Genomic DNA, 20,866 nt, shown 5'->3' with positions numbered 1-20,866 from the left:
GGCGCTACGGCACAGCTCGTGTAGAAATGAAGGACCTGACCCCGGGTTTAACGGGCCGCCAGCAGGCCCTGGGCGGCGGCGGATTGCAGCGCTTTGAGGCGCAGCGTGTCGTGCTCCGCATGGGCCGCGCCGGCGCTCAGCGGTGCGGCGCTGTATTGATGCAGCGCTTCGGCCAGGCGCGCGGTGTGCGACGCCAGCTGTCCGCTCGCCGCCGCGCCGCCGCTGCCGCCGTCGCCGGCAAACGCCGACAAGGCTTGCGCCATGCCGCTGACCTTGCCGCTCAGTCCCTGCGCGAACCAGACGTCGGCCGCCGCGTGCGACGCGCCGTCGTCCGTGGTGTAGGTCGAGGTCATGCCGATCAGGTTGCCATTGTCGGTGGCGCCGCCGCGCTGCGCGTCCAGCTTGAGGCTGGTGATGTGCAGCTCGGCCAGCGTCTTCAGCTCGCTTGCCTGGCTGACGCCGTCGGCATCCGCGTCCACCCACACGCGCAGGTCGCCGTATTGCGCGTCCTTGGCGTCGATCACGCCATCGCCATTGCTGTCCATCGCCGCCAGCGCCACGTAACCGTTGGCGGCGGTGCTGCCGTCCGCCAGCCTGGTGGCCGAGCCGAACAGTTCGCTGCCGTCGTTGATGACGCCGTCATGGTTGCGGTCCAGCGCCAGCAGGCCGTCGCCGGAACCGACCCAGCCGGTGGCGCGCTGCTCGCCGCTGGCCGCCAGGTCGAAGCGCACGCCGGCTTCCAGCCCCAGCGTGCGCACGCCGTTGCCGTCCAGGTCCAGCACCAGCGGCGTGACGAAGGTCATCGCCGCTTTCTGCTCGGCCGTGAAGACCGCCTGCTGCGCCGCCGACATGGTGTTGTACTGCGTCGCCGTCATCGCATGGGTCTGCGCCGTGGTCAGCTGCGTCAGCTGGGCGTTGGTCAGCGCCGCCATCTGGAACGGCGTCAGCGCGCGGATCTGGCGCGTGCCGAGGCTGGCGATGTCCGCCACTTCGATGGCGCGCAGGTTGTCGGGGCTGAGGTCGGCGATCAGCGCCGTACTCATCGCCGCCAGCTGGGCGCCGGAGAAGGCCGCCATCTGGCCGCTGGTGAACTGGTTGACGTTGTCGCGCGGCGTCAGCGCCGCCACCTGGGTCAGCGTCAGCGCCGAGATCTGGCGCACGGTCAGCGCCAGCAGCTGGGCGTCGCTCAGCGCGCTGATGACGCCGGTGCTCAGGGCGGCGACGTCGATCGCTTCCAGCGCCGCCAGCGACGACGGCAGCAGGCGCGCGATGGCCGACGAGTTCAGCGCGCCGAACTGCGCCACCGTCATCGCCTGCAATTGCGCGGTGTTCAGCGCCGCCAGCAGGTTGCCGTCGCGCGCGGCGGCGTTCAGCAGCACCGGGTTGATGACCGCCACGTCGTTCGGGTCCAGGTACACCACCTGCGTGGCCGCCATCGCCGCCAGCTGCGCGCTGCCCAGCGCCGCCACCTGGTCGGCGCTCAGCGCGGCGATCTGGTCGCTCTTCAGCGCCAGCAGCTGATGGGTCTTGAGCGCGCCCACCACCGCCGGTTTCAGTACCGCGATATCGTCGGCGTCCAACGCGCCCACCACGGTCAGCGGCATGGCGCCGACCTGGGCCGCGCTCAGCGCCGCCGCCTGGGTCACCGTCAACGTCACCGCCTGCGCCGTGCTGAGGGCGGCGATGGCCTTGGTGCTCAGCGCCGCGATCTGCGCCGCGCTCAGGGCCGCGATGCCCTGGCCCTTGCCGCCCAGCGCGTTCAGCTGCTCCGGCGTCAGGCCGGCGATCGCCGCCACGCTGACCGCCGCCAGCGCCTCGTTGCTCAGCGCGGCGATGTCGTCCACCGTCAGGCTGGCGAACTGCGCCGCCGTCAGCGCATGCACCTGGGCCGCGCTCAAGGTCGCGAACTGGGCCGGTTTCATGCCGCCCAGCTGGGCCGTGCTCAGGGCGCTCATCTGGGCCGTGGTCAGACCGGCCAGCTGCGCGCCGTTCAAGGTCGACAGGAAGGTCGGCGAGAACGCCTTGATCTGCGCCGGGTTCAGCGCGCCGACCTGCTCGCTGCTGAAGGCCTGCAACTGCGCGGCATTGAGGAATTGCAGCGCCAGCGTGGCGATGGCGGCGATCTGCGCCGTGGTGATCAGGCCGAAATTGCCGGCCGTGCCGTTGCCGGCCATGCCCAGCGCGCCGATCTGCGACGCCGTCAGCGCCGCCACCGCCTGCGTGCTCAGCGCGCCGACGTCGCTGTCGAGGGCGATGATGTCGGCCTGCGACAGGCCGCCGATCTGGCGCACGTTGAGCGCCGCCACCTGTTCCGCGCTCAGCGCGGTCACTTGCGACGCCTGCAGCGCGCTGATCTGGCGCGAAGTCAGGCTGGCGATCTGGCGCGTGGTCAGGCTCAGAATCTGGTCACCGTTCAGCTGCGACAGGCCGGCGGTATTCAGCGCGCTGATCGCGGCGGTGCTCAGCGCCGCCAGGTCCTCGCCCGACAGGCTGATGACGTTGGCGGCCGACAGCGCCCCCACCTGCGCGCTGTTGAGCACCGCCACCTGCGCGGTCGACAGCGCCGCCAGTTGCGCGGCGGTCACCGCCGTCATCTGCGCCGAGGTCAGGCCGGTGATGGTGCTGGTGCGCAGCGCCGCGACATCTTCCCCTTCCAGCTGGCCGATGGCGCCCAGCGACAGCGCCGACAGCTGGCTGCTGGTCATCACGCTGGCCTGCTCGACGGTGATCGCCACCGCCTGCGCGCCGGTCAGGCCGCGCATGGCGCCGCTGCCCAGGGCGGCGAACTGGCTGGTGCTGAGCACGCCGAACTGATCGCCGCTGAGGCCGGACAGCTGGCCCGACGACAGGCCGCGGATGGTGCTGGTTTTCAGCGCCACGATGTCTTCCAGGTCGAAGGCGCCGACATCGGCGTTCGACAAGGCGCCCAGCTGCGCGCTGTTGAGCGCGCCCACCTGGTCGGAGCTCAGCGCCGCCGCCTGCTGCACCCGCAGCCCGGCCAGCGCCGCCGTGCGCAGCGCGGCGATCTGCGCCGTGGTCAGCGCCGCGATCGCGGTCTCGCCGCTGCCGAAGGGATCGTTGCCCAGCACGCTGAGCTGCGCGGAATTCAGCGCGGCGATGGCGGAGGTTTTCAGCGCCACCAGCAGGTCGGGATTGATGGCGGCGATTTCGCGCAGCGACAAGCCGCCCACCTGCGCCGAGCTGAGCGCGGCGATCTGCGCCGATTGCAGGTTGAGCATCTGGTCGCTGGTCAGCGCGTTCAGCTGCGCGGTGCCCAGTACGGCGATCTGGCGCGTCGCCAGCGCGGCGACCTGTTCGGTGCTGAGCGCGGCCAGCGCGCGCGTGCCCATGCCGGCGATGACGCCGGTGTTGAGCACGGGAATATCGGACAGCGCCAGGCCCTGCACGCCATCCGAACTCAGCGCGGAGAACTGGGCGGCGGTCAGCGCGGCGATCTGGGCGCTGGTCAGCGCCGTCACCTGTTCGCTGCTGAGCGTGGCCACCTGCAGCGTGGTCAGCGTGCTCAGCACGGCGGTGCGCAGCGCGGCCAGGTCGGCCGTCTCCAGCGCCACGATGTCGCTGGTGGTCAGCGCGCGCAGCTGCGTGCTGCTCAGCACGGCGGCCTGGGCGGTGCTCAGCGCGACGATCTGGTCGGTGGTCAGCTGGCTGATGACGCGCGTGCTCAGCGAACCGATCTGTGCGGTGCTCAGGGTGCCGAACAGGTTGCCATCGGGATTGGCGCCCAGCGCCGCCAGCTGCGCCGTGTTCAGCGCCTGAAGCATGCTGCTGCTCAGCGCGCGCAGGCTGTCGCTGCCGAGGGCGGCGATGTCTTCGGCGTTCAGGCCCGCCAGGCTGCGCGTGCTGAGGCCGACGATCTGCTTGCTGCCGAGGAAGGTCACCTGCTCCGCGCTCAGCGCCGCCAGCTGGGCGCTGCTGAAGACGCCGAATTGTTGCGAGGTCAGCGAACTCAGTTGCGCCGCGTTCAGGCTGGCGATGGTCTCCGCCGACATGGTGGCGAGGAAGCCCGGTCCCAGCGCGGCCAGGCTGTCGCTGGAGAAGCCGGCGATCGAGTCGGTCGGCAGGGCGTTGAGCTGGGCCGAGCTGAGCGCGGCGAACTGCGCCGGCGTCATGGCGCTCAGCTGGTCGCTGTTGAGTGCGCCGATCTGGTCGCTGCTCAGCGCGGCGATGGCGGCGGTGCGCAGGGCGGCAAAGTCGGCCGCCTCCATCGCGTGCAACACCTCGGTCTGCAGGGCCCGCACCTGGCTGCTGCTCAGGGCCGCGACCTGGCGCGTGCTCAGCGCCACCACTTCGTCGACGGTCAGGCCCAGCAGCGCGCTGGTGCGCAGCGCGGCGATCTGGGTGGTGCTCAAGGCCTGGACGTCGAGTTGCAGCGCGCCCAGCTGCGGCGCGCTCAGTGCGGCAATCGCGGCGGTGCTCAGCGCGGCCACGCCGGTGCTGCTGAGGGCGGCCACGGCATCGACGCTCAGCCCGGTGATCTGGCGCGAGTTCAGCGCGGCCACCTGCGCCGAACGCAGGCTGGCGAGTTGTTCGGTGCTCAGGGCGTTCAGCTGGCTGCTGTTCAGCACGGCGATCTGGCGCGTGGCCAGGCCGCTCAACTGCGCGGTGTTCAGGGCCGCCAGGGTATCGCTGTCGAAGCCGGCGATGGCGGCGGTGGCCAGCGCGCCCAGGTCGGCGCTTTGCAGGCCGGCCAGGCTCTCGGCCGTCAGCGCGGCCACCTGGCTCGACGTCAACGCGCCGGCCTGGGCGGTGGTCAGCGCCGTGACCTGGTCGCTGCCGAGCAGCGCCAGCTGCGCCGTGTTGAGGCTGGCGATGACGCTGGTCTTCAAGGCCGCCAGGTCGGCGGTGTCCAGCGACGCCAGCATCGCGCCGGGCATGGCGGCGACCTGGCTGCTGCTCAGTGCGGCGGCCTGGGCCGTGGTCAGCGCGATGACCTGGTCGTTGGTGATGGCGCTCAGCGCGCCGGTGCGCAGCGCGGCGATCTGCGCCGTGGTGAGCGCGGCAAACGAGGCGCCGTTGTCGAAGCCGCCAATGGCGGCCAGCTGGTTCGAGCCCAGCGCAGCGATGGCGCCGGTGCCCAGCGCCCGCAGCGCGCGCGTGCTCAGCGCGGCGACGTCGCTGTCGCTCAGGGCGACGATCTGCGTGCTGCCCAGGCCGACGATCTGCGCGGTGCTCAGCGACGCCACCTGGCTCTCGTCGAAGGCCGCCATCTGCGCCGAACTCAGCGCGGACAGCTGGCGCGAGCTGAAGCCGGCGATCTGCGCCACGCTCAGCGCCGCCAGCAGGGATGGACTCAGTTGCGAGACAGCGCTGGTGCTCAGCGCCGCCAGCGACGAACTGCTCAGGCCGGCCAAGGTGTCGCTGCTGATCGCCGCCAGCTGGCGGCTGCCCAGGGCCGAGAACTGGGCGCTGGTGAAGGCGCCCAGCTGCTCGCTGGTCAGCGCCGCCAGTTGCTGGGTCGACAGCGCGGCCACCGCATTGGTGCGCAGCGCGCCGAGATCGGCGGCCGGCAACGCCTGCATGGCGGCGGCCGACAGCACGCTGACCTGGGCGCTGCTGAGGGCGGCGACCTGGCGCGTGCCCAGCACGGCGGCCTGGCCGGCGCTCAGCGCGGCCAGGGTGCTGGTGCGCAGCGCCGCCATCTGCGCCGTGGTCAGGCTGGCGAGGGCGCTGAAGTCGGCACCGCCCAGCACGCTGAACTGCGCCGAGGTCAGCGCGCCGACCGCAGCCGTGCTCAGGTAAGGCAGGTCGCCCCCGTCCAGCGCGCCGATATCGTCCAGCGACAGTCCGGCCACCTGGCGCGAACCCAGCACCGCCAGCTGCGCGGTGCGCAGATTGGCCAGCTGGTCGCTGTCGAGGCCGGCGATCTGGGCGCTGCCGAGCGCCAGGATCTGCTGGGTGGTGAAGGCGCGGATCTGGTCGCTGCTCAGTTGCGCCAGCGCGGCGGTGGACAGCTGCGCCACGGCGGCGGTGCTCAAGGCGGCCAAGTCGGCAGTGACCAGGCTGGCCAGCGCCGCGTTGCTCAGCGCCGCCACCTGGCTGGTGCTCAGCGCGGCAAACTGGGCGCTGCTCATGCCGCCCAGCTGGTCGAGCGACAGCAGGCCGACCTGGTGGGTCGACAGGCCGGCGATGGCGGCGGTTTTCATGGCGCCCAGGTCTTCCGCTTCCAGCACCGCCAGATTGGCGCTGGACAGCGCCGCCAGCTGCGCCGAGTTCCAGACCGCAGCCTGGCGGGTGGTCAGCGCCACGGTCTGGGCGGCGGTCAGGACGGCGATCTGCTGGCTGGCCAGCGCCGCCACGGCCTGCGTGGTCAGCTGGGCGAAACCGGTGTCGCGCATGGCGCGGATGTCGGCGGTGGAAAAGGCGGCCAGCTGGGCGCCTTTCAGCGCGGCGAATTGCGGGTCCAGCATCAGCGCGATGTCGGCGGTTTCCAGCGCGGCGATGTTGGCGGTGCTCAGGGCACCGATGTCGGCGGTTTCAAACGAGGCAATCGCTCCCGGCGCCAGGCTGGTGAAGGCGCGCGTGCCCAGCGCCGCCACCTGGGCGGTGCTCAGCGCGGCGATCTGGTCGGCGGACAGCGCGGCCATCAGCGCGGTGGTGGCGCTGCTGGCCGCGTTCAGCACGGCGGGCTTGAGCGCCGGCACCTGGGCCAGGGTCAGCGCGGCGATATCATCAGTGGTCCAGGCCGCCAGTTGCTGCGAGGTCAGATTGGCGATCTGCTGGGTAGTCAGTCCAATGGGCCCGCTCATAGGAAGTTCCTCTTTTGATAAGACTTTTCACTATAGCAGAATTTCTCTTACTTTCTTCGTGGCAATGCAGAAATTTTTCACCAACAGTCAAAAAAAATGCCGCGAAATCAACGACTTCACGGCATTTTTACTTTAACGGCAAGTAATTTCAGGTTCAAGCCTTGGCTTCACCGCCCAGGGCTTCCACCACGTCGGCCATCAGCTTGGCCAGCTCGCCCGTCATCAGCATGAAATCGCCGTCGAAGCGTTCGTCGTCGTTGCGCACGCCGGCGTCTTTTTCGTCCAGCACGTCCAGCGGCTTGACGCCCTTGATCGCCAGCGATTCGGTCAGCACGAAGGAAATCTTGCTGTCCCAGGTCATGGCCAGGCGGGTGCACTGCTTGCCGGCCGCGATGTGGCGGCGCACTTCTTCCGGGTCCAGCGAGTGCTTGACGTAGCGTACCGCCGCCTTGCTCTCGCCGGTGGCGCGCAGCTCGGTGTCCATGTCGACCGTGAAGCCGGCCGGCGCTTCGTCGGTCTGCAGCCATTCGGTCATCACGCCCACCGGCGAGCGCTGCACGCGCAGGCTTTCCAGCGGCATGCGGTCGACCGCCTTCAGCAGCAGCTTGATGACTTCGTCGGCCTTGGCCGGGCTGGCGGCGTCCACCACCAGCCAGCCGTTGACCGGATCGATCCAGGTCCAGACGTTGCCGCGGATCGAGAAGGCGCGCGGCAGCAGTTCGTCGGCCACGCGTTCCTTCAGTTCCTTCATGGCTTTCTTGCCCGGTGCGAAGCCCTGGGCTTCTTCCATTTCGGCGGCGCGCGCCTTGGCCACCTGGTTGATCACGGTGGCCGGCAGCAGTTTCTTCTCGGTGCCCAGCAGGATCAGCATCTGCTTGTTGACCACGTGGACCAGGCCGCCGTTAGGACGCGGCTTGTCCCAGCCCTGGCGCAGCAATTCATTGCTGCTGGCCGGCGTGAAGGCGTTCGAGGACAGCGCTTCTTCCAGTTGTTCGGGAGTGTAGGCCCAAGGGGCCGGCAGACGGTAAATCTGTAGATTCTTGAACCACATAAAGTTGACAGGCCTTGTTTCGGAGATTTGCAAAAGGAGCGCCATTTTACACGCTGACGCACCGCACGGGCTCAGGCGAATAGATCGCCTTGCACCGGCTGTGGCGTGCGCGCCATGGCGCCGGGAGGTTCGAGCGTGCTGGCGCGCACGCCCAGCAGGCGCAGCTTGCGTTGCAGCGGCACCCGTTTTAAACATTCGCGCGCCGCCTGCAGGATGGCGGCCGGCTCGGCCACCGACTGCGGCAGCGTCACGTTGCGGCTGACGATCTGGAAATCGTCGTAGCGCAGCTTGATGCTGATGGTGCGGCTGACGTAGCCCTTGCGCTTCAGGTCGTCCGCCAGCCGCTCGCACAGCGTGACCAGAATGCCCGACAGCGTGGCGCGGTCCTGGCGCGCATGCAGGTCGCGCTCGAAGGTGGTCTCGCGCGAGATCGACTTGCTTTCGCGGCTGGTGGAAATCTCGCGCTCGTCGATGCCGTGCGCCACGCGCGCCAGCCACGCGGCGTAATGCGCGCCGAAATAATCCTGCAGCAGGCCCTGGTCGGCCAGCGCCAGCTGGCCCACGGTTTCGATGCCCAGCGAGGCCAGCTTGGCGGTGGCCTTGGGGCCGATGCCGTTGACCTTGCGCACATTCAGCGGCCAGATGCGCGCCGGGATATCTTCAAAGCCCAGCACGGTCAGGCCGTTGGGCTTGTCCAGGTCCGAGCAGATCTTCGACAGCAGCTTGTTGGGCGTGACGCCCACCGAACAGGTCAGCCCGGTGGCCGCGTGCACGGCCTGCTTGATGCGCGTGGCCAGCTCATGCGTTTCGCCGGGCACGTCGGTCAGGTCGGCGTAGATTTCATCGATGCCGCGGTCCTCGATGTCCGGCGCGATGGCGGCCACGGTGTCCTTGAACAGCCGCGAGTAGTGGCGGTAGGCGTCGAAGTTGGCCGGCAGCAGGATGGCGTCCGGCGCCAGCTTGGCCGCCTTCATCATGCCCATGGCCGAACCGACGCCGAAGGCGCGCGCCTCGTAGGTGGCGGTGGTGATCACGCCCCGACCGACATAGTCGCGCAGGCGCTTGAAGACGTAGGAACCGTCCTCGCGCTGCTCGGGATCGTAGCCACGGCCGCCGATCACCACCGGCTGGCCGCGCAGCTGCGGATAACGCAACAGCTCGACCGATGCGAAAAACGCATCCATGTCGATGTGGGCAATGCGGCGCGCGGCGTCAGCCATTTCAGCCATTTCAGCCATGGTCGGAGATGATTACTGTGGATACATACAGTATCTCTCGAAACCAGCCATTCTGCAAGTTGTCGGTGCTACACTCTTCGCATGACCAAACGCCTGACCACCGTTTTGTTGGCTTCGTGGCTGCCGCTCGCCTGTGCGCACGCGGCGGCTGCGCCTGCCTGTCCGCCGGCCACGGTCGGCGTCAGCGATCTCGGCTACTCGTCCTACCTGGACGGCGGCGTCGTTCGCGGCAGCAATGTGGATGTGCTGGAAGCGATCGAAAAACGCAGCGGCTGCCCGCTGACAGTGCGCTGGTTCCCGCGCAGCCGCCTGTACGCGGAATTCTTCAACAAGCAGCTGGACATGACCGGCGCCTCGCTGCGCACCGCCGAACGCGACCGCTACGGCACCTGGCTGCCCTACACCTACACCCGCTTTGAACTGGTGCTGCTGAACCAGCACGCGGGAAAATTCCGCAGCCTGGCCGAATTCGTCGAACACAGCACGGCGCGCCTGAACATCACGCGCGGCATCTTCTACACGCCGGAGACGCAGGTGCAGCTGGACCGCCTGCAAAAGCTGGGGCGGCTCGAATACGTCAACGATTACGGCGTGGTGTTCCGCAAGATCCTGGCCGGCCGCGCCGAGGGCACGCTGGCGCCGGCCACCATCCACCTGCTGAACCAGCGCCAGTTCGGCATGCTCGGCAAGATGCGCGCGTCGATGGTGACGGAATCGCCGCGCGCCATGGTCGGCCTGTATGTCGCCAACAAGGTGCCGCCGGAAGTGCTGCAACGCTATGCCGACGCGCTGCGCTCCATTGTTGCCGACGGCACCATGCAGCACCTGTACGAACACTATCTGGGCGCCGACATCACGCGCCAGCTGTTCCATGACGGCACGCGCGAAATTCTCGACGCGCTGCCGCCGGCACAATTTTCTAAATAATTTACAAAACCCCTTGCGGAATCGAATCAGGCTCCTATAGAATACGGCCTCGTTCAGCAGTTGTAGCAGTTAAATGAAACAACGCTGATAAGTTTTCTGGGTGCTTAGCTCAGTTGGTAGAGCGGCGCCCTTACAAGGCGTAGGTCGGGAGTTCGAGCCTCTCAGCACCCACCAGCTAAACTTATAAACAACGAATTGGAGCGGTAGTTCAGTTGGTTAGAATACCGGCCTGTCACGCCGGGGGTCGCGGGTTCGAGTCCCGTCCGCTCCGCCAATATTCCGAAGAAGGCCTGATGTTCGCATCAGGCCTTTTTTCATTTCCGCCTCAGATTGTCGGTGTAAGCTGCTTGGCAATGAAAACTTCCTACCTCCGCTTCCGCCTCAGGCTGGCCCGCCACGCGCTGCTGCAGTTTGCCCGCAGCCTGCAAAGCTCGCTCGAATACATCCTGCTGGCGTTTGGCCCGGTGATGGTCGGACTGCTCGCCTGCATCGCCCTGCCCGGATTGTTTGCCGCCACCCTGCCGTGGCCGCAAGCGCTGGGACTGTTCGCCGGCCAGGTCGTGCTGGCCAGCGCGCCGGTATGGCTGCTGCGCAAGCGCCTGCATCCGGCGGCGGTGGTGACGTGGAGCCTGCCGCTGCCGATCGCCGCGCGCAGCAAGTGGATCGCCGAAGCGGCGGTGGCCGGCATGATCGTCGGGCCGCTGGCGGCGGCCTACGCCCTGTCCACCCTGATCTGGCTGCAGCAGTGGCCGGACTGGCTGCGCCCCGTGGCGCCGCAGGCGCTGCTGCTGACGCTGGCCTCGCTGCTGCTGGCATGGCTGCTGTCCACCTTGATGCTGTTCCATCGCGCCCGCATGCCGGCGGCGCGCCAGCCGGGCCGCGCGCGACCCGCGCCGACCAGCTACGTGCCGTCGCGCGGCGGTCTGGCGCGCTTCTGGTTCCAGCTGTTCTGGCTGCCCTACTGGCGCGCCGAGAACGTGGTCGGCATTCAGCAAACCCTGCTGCTGGCAGGCGCGCTGCTCAGTGTCGGCGCCTGGATGTGGCATCCGCCCGTGGTGCCGCCGGCGCTGTGGGGCGCCTGCGCCGCGCTGCTGCTGATGCTGCTCACCGACCGTGGCGACAAGGCGGTGGCCGAACAGATCGCGCTGCTGCGTCCGCTCGCCGCCGACTGGCCGCTGCGCACCGAACGCCTGTACCGGCTGGCGATGCTGTTCACCTTGCTGCCGGCGCTGGCCGTGATGGCGTGCTTCGCCGTGCTGACGCTGGGCCGCAGCACGCCAGGCTACAGCCACACGGTCGCCATCGTCTGGCTGTGCGCCGCCGCCGTCGCCCAGCTGGCGCTCATTGTTCTGCGCCAGCTCAGTGTGCGCGGCCGCGTCGGCCTGGTCCTCGGCGCCATCCTCATCCTGACCGCCATCGGAAGCGAATTATGGAATTAAGAATCGAGCAGCTCACCTTTGAATACGCCAGCCATCCGCTGTTCCGCCAGTTCAGCCTGCGCCTCGGCGCCGGCGTCACCTGGCTGCGCGGCGAAAACGGCGCCGGCAAGACCACGCTGCTGAAACTGGCCGGCGGCGCGCTGACGCCGCATGCCGGCACGGTCTGGATCGACGACATCGAACTGCGCGCGCAGCCGCTGGCCTACCGCCTGCACTGCTACTACTGCGGCGGCGACACGCCGCAACTGCCGTGGCTGACCGTGCGCGAAGTGCTGGACATGCACGTCTCGCTGTATCCGGGCGCCGACGCCGCGCTGCTCAACGCCGAGCTGGCCGCCTTCCATCTGCTGCCGACGCTGGACCAGCCGGTGACCACGCTGTCGCTGGGCCAGCACAAGAAGATGCAACTGTCGCTGGCCCTGGCGCTGCCGGTGCGCCTGCTGCTGATCGACGAACCGTTCAACGGCCTCGATGTCGACGCGGTGGCTTACCTGCGCCAGCAGCTGTCGGCGCCGGAACGGCTGGCGCGCCAGTGCATCCTGCTGACCAGCCACCTGGAGCCGGCATTGCCGCTGAACAGCACCGTGCAGCTGTGATTTCTTAACAACAAAATCACAGGAAGCGGACAAAACCGGCGACAATACAGGTCGCCATCCCCCTTTACCTTGGAGTTCCCCCTTGATTTTCGGCTTCCTGAAATCGCCCGAGCTGTCGCCACGCCTGCTGCGCCTGAAAGAATCGGCGCTGTTCGCGTCGCTGACGCCGCTCGAACTGAAAATCGTCGACGGCCTGATGCACGAACGCCGCTACCTGGCCGACGAAATCATCTTCGACGAGGGCGAGGAAGGCCAGGCGCTGTACCTGGTGATGTCGGGCCGCGTGATCATCAGCCGCCAGCTGGGCGCGGCACGCGAAGTGGTGGCCGAGCTGTCGGCAGGCTCCTTCTTCGGCGACCTGGCGCTGCTGGACAACTCGCCGCGCAACGCGCAGACGCGGGCGCTGGACAACTGCGAACTGGCGGTGTTCTTCCGCGCCGACTTCATGGGACTGATGGATACCGATCCCGTGATCGGCTACAAGATTTCGCTGGCCCTGGCGCGCCACATCGGCCGCCGCCTGCGCGACTGGATGACCGGCAAGCCGCAGCTGGAAGCCTTATGAACCTGCTGCCAACCCAGAAGCGCGGCGGCCCGGTGGTATGGAGCGGCATCATCGCCGCCACCTGCGTGCTGCTGTTCCTGTTGCAGCAGATGCTGTTCCTGGCGATTCCCTTCCTGCTTGGCATCGTGCTGTACTACATCCTGCAGCCGCCCACGCAGCGGCTGGTGCGCATGGGCTTCAGCCAGAATGCGGCCACGCTCAGCGTCGGCGCGCTGTTCCTGTTGCTGCTGGCGCTGGCCGTGCTGGCGGCGGTGTACTGGAAGTCGGCGCCGACCACCTCGTGGCAGGCCATGCTGGGGATCTACCTGGCCGGCGGCCTGGAGTTCGTGCGCCATACGATGACGGCGCTGGAACAGCAGTTCCCCATCCTGCAGCAGGTGCAGCTGGCCGACACCGTCAACCAGCGCATGACCGAATTCACCGGCGACTTCATCCAGTCGCACCTGACCGACATCCTGGTGTCGGTGGCGGCGTGGCTGCCGTCGCTGCTGCTGGCGCCGTTCCTGACCTTCTTCTTTTTGCGCGATGGCCTGCGCTTCAAGAAATTCCTGGCGCGCGCGGTGCCGAACGCCTTCTTCGAACGCACGCTGTGCCTGCTGCATGAAGTCGACCAGACCGCGCACCGCTACTTCCGCGGCCTGATCCGGCTGACCATCCTGGACACGGCGGTGCTGGCGCTGGGCCTGTGGGCGATCGGCGTGTCGTCGCCGCTGGTGCTGGGCCTGATTGCGGCGGTGCTGGCGTGGGTGCCGTATGTCGGCTCGATCGTCGGCTGCATGCTGGTGGTGATGGTGGCGTCGACCGATGCGCCGGCCGATCCGTCGGTGGCCTACCTGGCGATCGGCGTGTTCATCCTGGTGCGGCTGCTGGACGACTTCGTGTTCATGCCGCTGACCCTGGGCCGCAGCCTGCACATCCACCCGCTGATCACGGTGCTGATGATCTTCATCGGCGGCTCGGTGGCCGGCGTGGCGGGCCTGATGCTGGTGCTGCCGCTGCTGGGCGTGGTGATGGTGATCGGCGAAACCCTGGGCCGCCTGATCACCGACCCGCGCCTGCGCGCGCGCCACCGCAACGCCATCGAACTGCGCACCAGGCAAGCCAGCTACGACCTGAGTTCCTGAAGCGTCTACAGCAACTCATCAGGGATGCCGAGCGCCTCCGCCGCGCTGTCGCACAGCCGCTCCGACTGAGCGATGGCGAATGCGGCGATGCCTTGCACCAGATCGCGCTCGGCCTCTTCATACGGGCCGGCATGCGCGAGCGCCATGGCGTGTTTCCGTACGCCGTCACGAAAACGGCGGCTTTCGCGCAGCATCAACCGGCGATCAATCGCGCAGCGTTGCGCAAAATCCGCCAGTGCAAAGCCCTTGATTTGCTCCATGATGAAGACATCGCCGAATGCCATCGCCAATTCGTGCGAGAGCTGCGGATATTGCACGACGCTCACCAAGTCATACCACGGGGCTGCCTGCAATCCCGAACGATGGACGAAGAATGAAAAATTCTTGCCATGCGCATCGCTGTTCCCGATCACCAATTGAAACAAGGCCCAACGCAACATGCTCAGCTTGTCGATCGCCTTGCGATTCACATGCCGCAGTAATTCAAACAGCTTCGGCAGGCTGACGCCGTCGCGATAGTGCGCGGCATCGCCGACGCTGCCGATATTGCCTTCATATTTATAGCTGACTGGCAGGTCGCTGGCTTGGCACGCATCGATGATGTGCTTGCGTTCGACCTTGCTTTCTTCGCGATGCAGGATGGCGCGGTCAAACCTGGTCACCACCAGCACCGGCCTGGGGGTGCGCAGGATTGCCACCCGCGCAGCTGGCAAGCCCAGCGATTGCGCCAGCGTCATGCAGAAATGCTCGTTGGCCACCATATGCGGCAGACGCACATCTGTCGGCTGCGGTTTGAGGATATGTGTGGACGCCAACGGAAAATCCGGCAGAAACATGGGCGCCCCAGCTTCCGGCTCGCCATCGGCATAGACCAGCAGTTTGTCCTGATAGCCGGCCACCGACATGCGTATCTTGCCGTCCCATTCGATCAACGGACGCGTGTCGCGCTCGGCGATCCGCTGATCCAGCTCCGCTATCGAAATGGCGCGCAGGCCAGCCGCAGGGCTGGCGACAGGGGAAAGGCGGCGGCATCGGTTCGCCAATCCTCCGTATAGCGCAGGGACCACTGCTGCTCAAGCGGGATATAGCCGATTTCCGCGATCAGACGCTTTTCCAGTCATAGACAGAGTTGCAGGTCGTCGCTCATGGCAGGGTGTCTTGCGGCAGGGTACGCAGGAAATCATGGTCCTTGGGCGCGACAATAAGCGTCAGTCCAAGTCCGTCGAGCACGGCCAGCAGCTTATCGGTACGCACACCACCGGCGCCATTTTCCAGCCGGGAAAGAAGATCGACGGAAACGCCGTTCAATGCGGCGGCATCATCAATTCGCAATCCCTGTTTTTTCCGGTGCGCACGGATCTGGTGACCGATATCGGCAGTGTGCGTGACGAGCTGCACCGCAGGCAAAGATGGGGTTTTCGCATTCATTTCGGATTTTCAGAAATTTTAGCATTACATTCAGTATAGGTTGATTATTTCTGTTTTTCCGAAATTCTTATGCAAGCAGAGAAATAAGCTCCATTTTTCTGAAACTCCGAAATAAAAAGCCCAAAAGTTGTCTCCAACTTTTGGGCTTTTGCGGTCACTATAGCGGCTTAGGCGGTCATGGCCTGCTTGTCTGCCGACTCTTCGACAACTTCCTCGTCGTCCGAGCGGATCAGGTGGTCAAAGGCGGACAGTGCCGCTTTCGCGCCTTCGCCGGTGGCGATGATGATCTGCTTGTACGGCACCGTGGTGACGTCGCCGGCGGCAAACACGCCTGGCAGCGAGGTCTGGCCACGGGCATCGACGTCGATCTCGCCGTGACGCGACAGCGCCACCGTGCCTTTCAGCCACTCGGTGTTCGGCACCAGGCCGATCTGCACGAACACGCCTTCCAGCTCGACCTTGTGCGACACATTGGTGTTGCGGTCGGTGTAGCTCAGGCCGTTGACGATCTTGCCGTCGCCGTGGATCTCGGTGGTTTGCGCCGAGGTGATCACGGTAACGTTGGCCAGGCTGCGCAGCTTGCGTTGCAGCACCGCGTCAGCGCGCAGTTCCGCGCCGAACTCGATCAGGGTCACGTGCTTGACCAGGCCGGCCAGGTCGATCGCCGCTTCCACGCCCGAGTTGCCGCCGCCGATCACCGACACGCGCTTGCCCTTGAACAGCGGACCGTCGCAGTGCGGACAGTAGGCCACGCCGTGGTTGCGGTATTCCTTCTCGCCCGGCACGTTGATCTCGCGCCAGCGGGCGCCGGTCGCCAGGATCACCGACTTGGCTTTCAGCACGGCGCCGGAAGCGGTGTGCACTTCGGTGACCTTGCCCACCTGCACCAGCTTGCTGGCGCGCTGGGTGTTCATGATGTCGACGTCATATTCTTTGACGTGCTGTTCCAGGGCGATGGCAAACTTCGGTCCTTCGGTCTCTTTCACCGAAATGAAGTTCTCGATCGCCAGGGTGTCCAGCACCTGGCCGCCGAAACGCTCGGCCAGTACGCCGGTGCGGATGCCTTTGCGGGCGGCGTAGATCGCCGCAGCGGCGCCGGCAGGGCCACCACCGACCACCAGCACGTCGAACACCTCTTTCTTGCTCAGCTCAGCTGCCTGGCGCACGCCGGCATTGGTGTCCAGCTTGGCGAGGATTTCCTCGACGTTGGTGCGGCCCTGGCCGAAATGCTGGCCGTTCAGGAACATCATCGGCACGGCCAGGATCTGGCGTTCTTCCACTTCCTTGGCGAACAGGCCGCCGTCGATGGTGGTCACCTTGATGCGTGGGTTAATCACCGACATGGCGTTGAGCGCCTGCACCACGTCCGGGCAGTTATGGCAGGTCAGCGACATGAAGGTTTCGAATTCGTAATCGCCATCCAGGTTGCGGATTTGCTCGATCACGGCTTCGTCAAATTTGATGGTGTGGCCGCCGACTTGCAGCAGCGCCAGCACCAGCGAGGTGAATTCGTGGCCCATCGGAATCGCGGCGAAACGCACGGCGATATCGGTGCCGACACGGTTGATGCTGAACGAAGGGGCGCGCACGCCAGCTTCGCTGCGCTCCACCAGCGTGATTTTGTCGCTCAACTCGGTGATTTCGAGGAGCAGTTCTTTCATCTCGCGGGCTTTGGCGCTGTCATCGAGAGAAGCGACCAGCTCCAGTGGGTAAACCACTTTTTCCAGGTAGGCTTTCAGCTGGGTTTTGAGGGTTGCGTCTAACATGATTTTCTTCCTTTACAAATATTTAGGCGTATGCCGGGCCGGACGCCCGGTCCGGCATCGCGGTAACTACTTGTGTGCTGCAGTCTTGTTCAAGACTTAGATCTTGCCGACCAGGTCCAGCGATGGGGTCAGGGTTGCTGCGCCTTCGGTCCATTTTGCTGGGCAAACCTGGCCTGGGTGCTCGGCAACGTATTTCGCTGCTTTAACTTTGCGCAGCAGTTCCGACGCGTCGCGGCCGATGCCGTTGTCGTGCACTTCCATCACTTTGATGAAGCCTTCTGGATTGATGACGAAGGTGCCGCGCAGTGCCAGGCCTTCTTCTTCGATCATCACTTCGAAGTTACGCGACAGTTTGCCGGTTGGGTCGCCGATCAGCGGGTAGTTCACTTTCTTGATCGCGTCCGAGGTGTCGTGCCATGCTTTGTGCGCGAAGTGGGTGTCGGTCGATACGCCGTACACGTCCACGCCCAGTTTGGCGAATTCAGGTTGGAAATCGGCCAGATCTTCCAGTTCGGTTGGGCACACGAAGGTGAAGTCGGCTGGGTAGAACATCAGAACGGACCACTTGCCTTTCAGCGACTCTTCGGTCAGGTCGATGAATTTGCCGTCGACATAAGCGGTGGCGGCGAATGGCTTGATTTGAGTATTGATCAGGGACATTGTGGTTTCCTCGTTGGGGTTGTGAATCATTGAGACGCCAGTTTAAGGCTTTTTAACCCATTTGCAAAATTGATTGTTCCAATAGTTTCAATTGGCTTTTACTATCGACGTTGCAAACGGTATAGCATTATCACTGTTTCAGCGCCAAATGCGGCTGGTCTTAATCAATCCCAAGCTCGCGCAAGAAAGGCTTTAGTGACTGGTCAATAGTTGCTGTGAATTCGATCTTGCCGTGCTTATCCAGTAAATCGCGCCCCGCTGTGCCCATCGACAGAAAGTATCAAGCATAGCGATTATCCTGCTAGCGTTTAGTGACAATGTGACGGATATCGTGTGCCGCTGGCATTTGCGGCACCGTCCGTCCGCTGCTGGCGGCGTGCCGCCCCTGTATATTTCCTTACGCGCCGCGCTTGCTGAGCGAGATCAGTGCCGGAAGATTATCTGGTCAGCCTTGCGCCGCCGGCAATCCGGCGGTGGCATGCAGGAAGGCGTCGAATTGTTGGGCGGGCATGGGCTTGGCGAACAGATAGCCCTGGCCATAGTCGCAGCCGGCGGCGGCCAGCAGGTCGCGCTGTTCGGGCGTTTCCACCCCTTCGGCGATCACGTTCAGGCCCAGCTTGTGGGCCATGACGATGATCGCCTCCGACAAGGCCATGTCGCTGGAGTCCGGCGCCAGGTTGCGGGTAAAGGAGCGGTCGATTTTCAGGTAATCGATGTCGAATTTCTTCAGGTAGGACAGCGACGAGTAGCCGGTGCCGAAATCGTCCAGCGCCACCTGGATGCCGGCGTCGCGCAATTGCAGCAGGCGGTTGCTGACGGCGCTGCTGGCGTCCAGCAGCAGGCCCTCGGTGATTTCCACCACCAGCGACTGGCCGGGCAGCGCCAGCGATTGCAGGTGTTCCAGCCAGCCCTGGTAGGAGCTGCCCTCGCGCTGGAACTCCAGCGGCGACTGGTTCAGGCTGACCTGGAACTCGGCGTAATGCTGCTGCCGCCAGCGCTGCACCCAGCGCGCCGACTCGCGGAACACCCATTCGCCGATGTCGATGATCAGGCCGCTCGACTCGGCCAGCGGAATGAATTCCAGCGGACTGACCAGGCCGCGCGACGGATGGTTCCAGCGTATCAGCGCCTCGGCCTTGTGGATGGCGCCGCTGGCCAGGTGGACGATGGGCTGGAAATACAGCTCGAACTGCTCGCCCTTGAGCGCGCCGCGCAAGTCATTGGTCAGACGCATGCGGTTCAGCGCCGCCACCTGCAGGGTCGGCGTGAAATAGCTGTAGCGGTTGCGGCCGGCGCCCTTGGCGGCGTACATGGCCTGGTCGGCGTGCTTGAGCAGGTCGTCGATGTCGAGCGCATCGTCCGGATACAGGGTGATGCCGATGCTGGCCGAGACGAACGCCTGCTCCTGGCCCAGGTCGAACGGCTTCAGCAGGCTGTTGAGGATGGCCTGGGCGATGCGCTCCACGTGGTCCGGCGCCTCCAGCTCGGTCAGGATGACGGTGAACTCGTCGCCGCCCAGCCGCGCCACCGTGTCCGACTTGCGCACGCAGGCGCCGATGCGGCGCGCGGCGTCGATCAGCAGCACGTCGCCCTGCTGGTGGCCTAGCGTGTCGTTCACTTCCTTGAAGTGGTCGAGGTCGATGAACAGCACGGCGATGCGCGACTTGTCGCGCTGGCTTTTCAGCATGTCGTGGCCGAGGCGGTCGAGGAACATGCGGCGGTTGGGCAACTGGGTCAGCGTGTCGAAATTGGCCTGCTGCCAGATCAGCGCCTCGCTCTGCTTCTTGGCCGTCACATCCTCGATCATGCACAGGTGGTGCGGATGGCTGCCGGCCGCGGTGGCGATGCTGTTCACCGAGACATCGATCCAGGCCACGCTGCCGTCCGGCCGGAACAGGCGGCTGAGCGCCTTGAAGCTGCTGATCTGCCCGGTGGTCATCAGCGCCATCTGCGCCTTGATCTGCACGATGTCGTCCGGGTGGCCGACATCCAGCCAATGCAGCGCGCGCAGTTCGTGCTGGGTACGGCCGAGAATTTCCTGGTAACGCGCATTGATGTCGCGGTATTCATAGCTGATCGAATCGATCAGCGCGATGCCCAGCGGCGACGCTTCGAACATGGTGCGGAAGCGCTGCTCGCCCTGGCGGATGGTCTCCAGCGCGCGCTTGCGCTCGCGCGCCAGCAGGCTGAAGTGGATGGCCACGCCCAGCATCAGCACCAGCGCCGCCGCGGCCAGCGCGCGGTACAGCCACAGCAGGTTGCCGCGCGGCGGATCGACGCGGTACATGAAGCCGTCGAAGCGGGCGCCGCGCGTCATCATGCCGAGGCCGGCGTAGACGTCGGCGATATGCTGCCAGCGCTCCGGATTCATGTAGCCGATTTCCACCAGCACCGGCTGCACCAGCGGCACCATCTGGCGCGCCTCGTACAGCAGGTGCTGGCGTTCGCTGCGGCGCGAATACTTACTGAGGATCAGGTCGGCCGCTTCCTCCTGGTGGCTCATGGCCCACTGCCAGCCGCGCATGCTGGCGGCGCGGAACGCGGCCACCCGCGCCGGATGGCTGGCGATTTCCTGCTCGCTGGTGAACAGGTTGTCGCCGTAGAAATCGATGCCGACCGCGCGCGGGCTGTAGATATCATACGGAAAGCCGACGCGGTCGAAGATGTCCGGCTCGTTGGTGGTGTAGATCGCCATGGCGTCCACCTTGCCGTTGATCAGGTCGTCCGGATTGAAGCTGTGCTCGACGCGCTGGAAGCTGCTGGTCGGCACGCCTTCCTTGGTCAGATAGGCCAGCAGCTCGTCGGCGTTGCCGAGGTCGTCGGTGAGCGAGCCGATCATGGCCTTCTTGCCGATCAGGCGCCGGATGTCGGCGTCGCCGCCGTTCTGCCGCATCGCCAGCGCATACGGCGAATGCTGGAAGATCACGCCCAGCACCACCACCGGCTTGCCGGCCATGCGCGCCAGCAGCAGGCTGCTGCTGCCGGTGCCGTACTCGGCGGTGCCGGCGATGACGTCGCGCTCCGGCGCGTTGCCGTCCTGTCCTTCCAGGATGCGCACCTCCAGTCCGGCCTCGCGGTAATAGCCCAGTTCCTGCGCGGCGTAGTAGCCGGCAAACTGGAACTGGTGCGCATGCTTCAGCTGCAGCGTGACTTTTTCCAGCGCCAAGGCCGGCGCCGCACCCAGCAGCAGGGCGGCGGCGGCACACAGCTTGGCAAGGACGCTGAAGCGGAAAAGCACGGAGATCCCGGGACAGAAAGCACTGGCTCCAGTGTAGCTGTTTCATGCGTCACAACGCTGCTTTATG

At 65.9% G+C, this 20,866-nt stretch carries 13 protein-coding genes and 2 tRNA genes; 7 read left to right on the top strand and 8 right to left on the bottom strand.

Annotation, left to right across the window (positions count from 1 at the left end):
- Window positions 1-47: 47 nt before the first annotated feature.
- From GJ698_RS10175 to dinB, 3 genes are all read right to left on the bottom strand, one after another.
- On the bottom strand, window positions 48-6,767 hold the full coding sequence (locus GJ698_RS10175) for a beta strand repeat-containing protein (RefSeq protein ID WP_154357497.1): 6,720 nt from the start codon (window positions 6,765-6,767) through the stop codon (window positions 48-50).
- A gap of 154 nt (window positions 6,768-6,921) precedes the next feature.
- Entirely contained in the window at window positions 6,922-7,818 is an 897-nt protein-coding gene (locus GJ698_RS10170; protein WP_154357496.1) for a recombination-associated protein RdgC, read from the bottom strand.
- 71 nt (window positions 7,819-7,889) lie between these two features.
- Window positions 7,890-9,038 (bottom strand): DNA polymerase IV, encoded by a 1,149-nt coding sequence (dinB, locus tag GJ698_RS10165; protein ID WP_154357613.1) that lies wholly within the window; start codon window positions 9,036-9,038, stop codon window positions 7,890-7,892.
- Window positions 9,039-9,137: 99 nt separating this feature from the next.
- On the opposite strand from dinB, the gene GJ698_RS10160 reads away from it, so the two are divergent.
- The 7 genes from GJ698_RS10160 (at window position 9,138) to GJ698_RS10130 (ending at window position 13,707) form a co-directional block, all read left to right on the top strand.
- Window positions 9,138-9,983 carry a substrate-binding periplasmic protein gene (locus GJ698_RS10160; RefSeq protein WP_154357495.1) on the top strand — a complete coding sequence of 282 codons (846 nt, stop codon included), beginning with the start codon at window positions 9,138-9,140 and terminating at the stop codon, window positions 9,981-9,983.
- A gap of 98 nt (window positions 9,984-10,081) precedes the next feature.
- Window positions 10,082-10,157 (top strand) — tRNA-Val (locus GJ698_RS10155).
- Between the two features lie 23 nt (window positions 10,158-10,180).
- Window positions 10,181-10,257, top strand: a tRNA-Asp gene (locus tag GJ698_RS10150).
- A 79-nt stretch (window positions 10,258-10,336) separates the two neighbouring features.
- The gene (locus GJ698_RS10145; protein ID WP_154357494.1) at window positions 10,337-11,422 is read left to right on the top strand and encodes a hypothetical protein; all 1,086 of its coding nucleotides are present in this window, start codon (window positions 10,337-10,339) and stop codon (window positions 11,420-11,422) included.
- A complete protein-coding gene (locus GJ698_RS10140; RefSeq protein ID WP_154357493.1) occupies window positions 11,413-12,018 on the top strand; it encodes an ABC transporter ATP-binding protein in 606 nt (201 codons plus the stop codon). Before GJ698_RS10145 ends, GJ698_RS10140 begins: the two co-directional genes overlap by 10 nt.
- Before the next feature lie 82 nt (window positions 12,019-12,100).
- A complete protein-coding gene (locus GJ698_RS10135) occupies window positions 12,101-12,583 on the top strand; it encodes a cyclic nucleotide-binding domain-containing protein (RefSeq protein ID WP_154357492.1) in 483 nt (160 codons plus the stop codon).
- Entirely contained in the window at window positions 12,580-13,707 is a 1,128-nt protein-coding gene (locus GJ698_RS10130) for an AI-2E family transporter (RefSeq protein WP_154357491.1), read from the top strand. Before GJ698_RS10135 ends, GJ698_RS10130 begins: the two co-directional genes overlap by 4 nt.
- A gap of 5 nt (window positions 13,708-13,712) precedes the next feature.
- Here the strand turns inward: GJ698_RS10130 and GJ698_RS10125 are convergent, their stop codons facing one another.
- The 5 genes from GJ698_RS10125 to GJ698_RS10105 all read right to left on the bottom strand — a co-directional run bounded on the left by GJ698_RS10125 (window position 13,713) and on the right by GJ698_RS10105 (window position 20,799).
- Window positions 13,713-14,750, bottom strand: a complete 1,038-nt coding sequence (locus GJ698_RS10125) for a HipA domain-containing protein (protein WP_154357490.1) — start codon at window positions 14,748-14,750, stop codon at window positions 13,713-13,715.
- A 100-nt stretch (window positions 14,751-14,850) separates the two neighbouring features.
- Complete coding sequence (locus GJ698_RS10120; protein WP_154357489.1) at window positions 14,851-15,135, bottom strand: helix-turn-helix domain-containing protein; 285 nt, start codon at window positions 15,133-15,135, stop codon at window positions 14,851-14,853.
- A 167-nt stretch (window positions 15,136-15,302) separates the two neighbouring features.
- The gene (gene ahpF, locus GJ698_RS10115; protein WP_154357488.1) at window positions 15,303-16,901 is read right to left on the bottom strand and encodes an alkyl hydroperoxide reductase subunit F; all 1,599 of its coding nucleotides are present in this window, start codon (window positions 16,899-16,901) and stop codon (window positions 15,303-15,305) included.
- 96 nt (window positions 16,902-16,997) lie between these two features.
- Window positions 16,998-17,561, bottom strand: coding sequence for an alkyl hydroperoxide reductase subunit C (ahpC, locus tag GJ698_RS10110; RefSeq protein WP_154357487.1), 564 nt, complete (start codon window positions 17,559-17,561; stop codon window positions 16,998-17,000).
- Window positions 17,562-18,006: 445 nt separating this feature from the next.
- The gene (locus GJ698_RS10105; RefSeq protein WP_371865225.1) at window positions 18,007-20,799 is read right to left on the bottom strand and encodes an EAL domain-containing protein; all 2,793 of its coding nucleotides are present in this window, start codon (window positions 20,797-20,799) and stop codon (window positions 18,007-18,009) included.
- Between the last annotated feature and the right edge of the window lie 67 nt (window positions 20,800-20,866).

The sequence above is a fragment of the Duganella aquatilis genome (genome assembly GCF_009674565.1).
Taxonomy (GTDB): domain Bacteria; phylum Pseudomonadota; class Gammaproteobacteria; order Burkholderiales; family Burkholderiaceae_D; genus Rugamonas; species Rugamonas aquatilis.
Note: the sequence above shows the minus strand (reverse complement) of the source record. Positions and strands in the feature narration are given on the sequence as shown.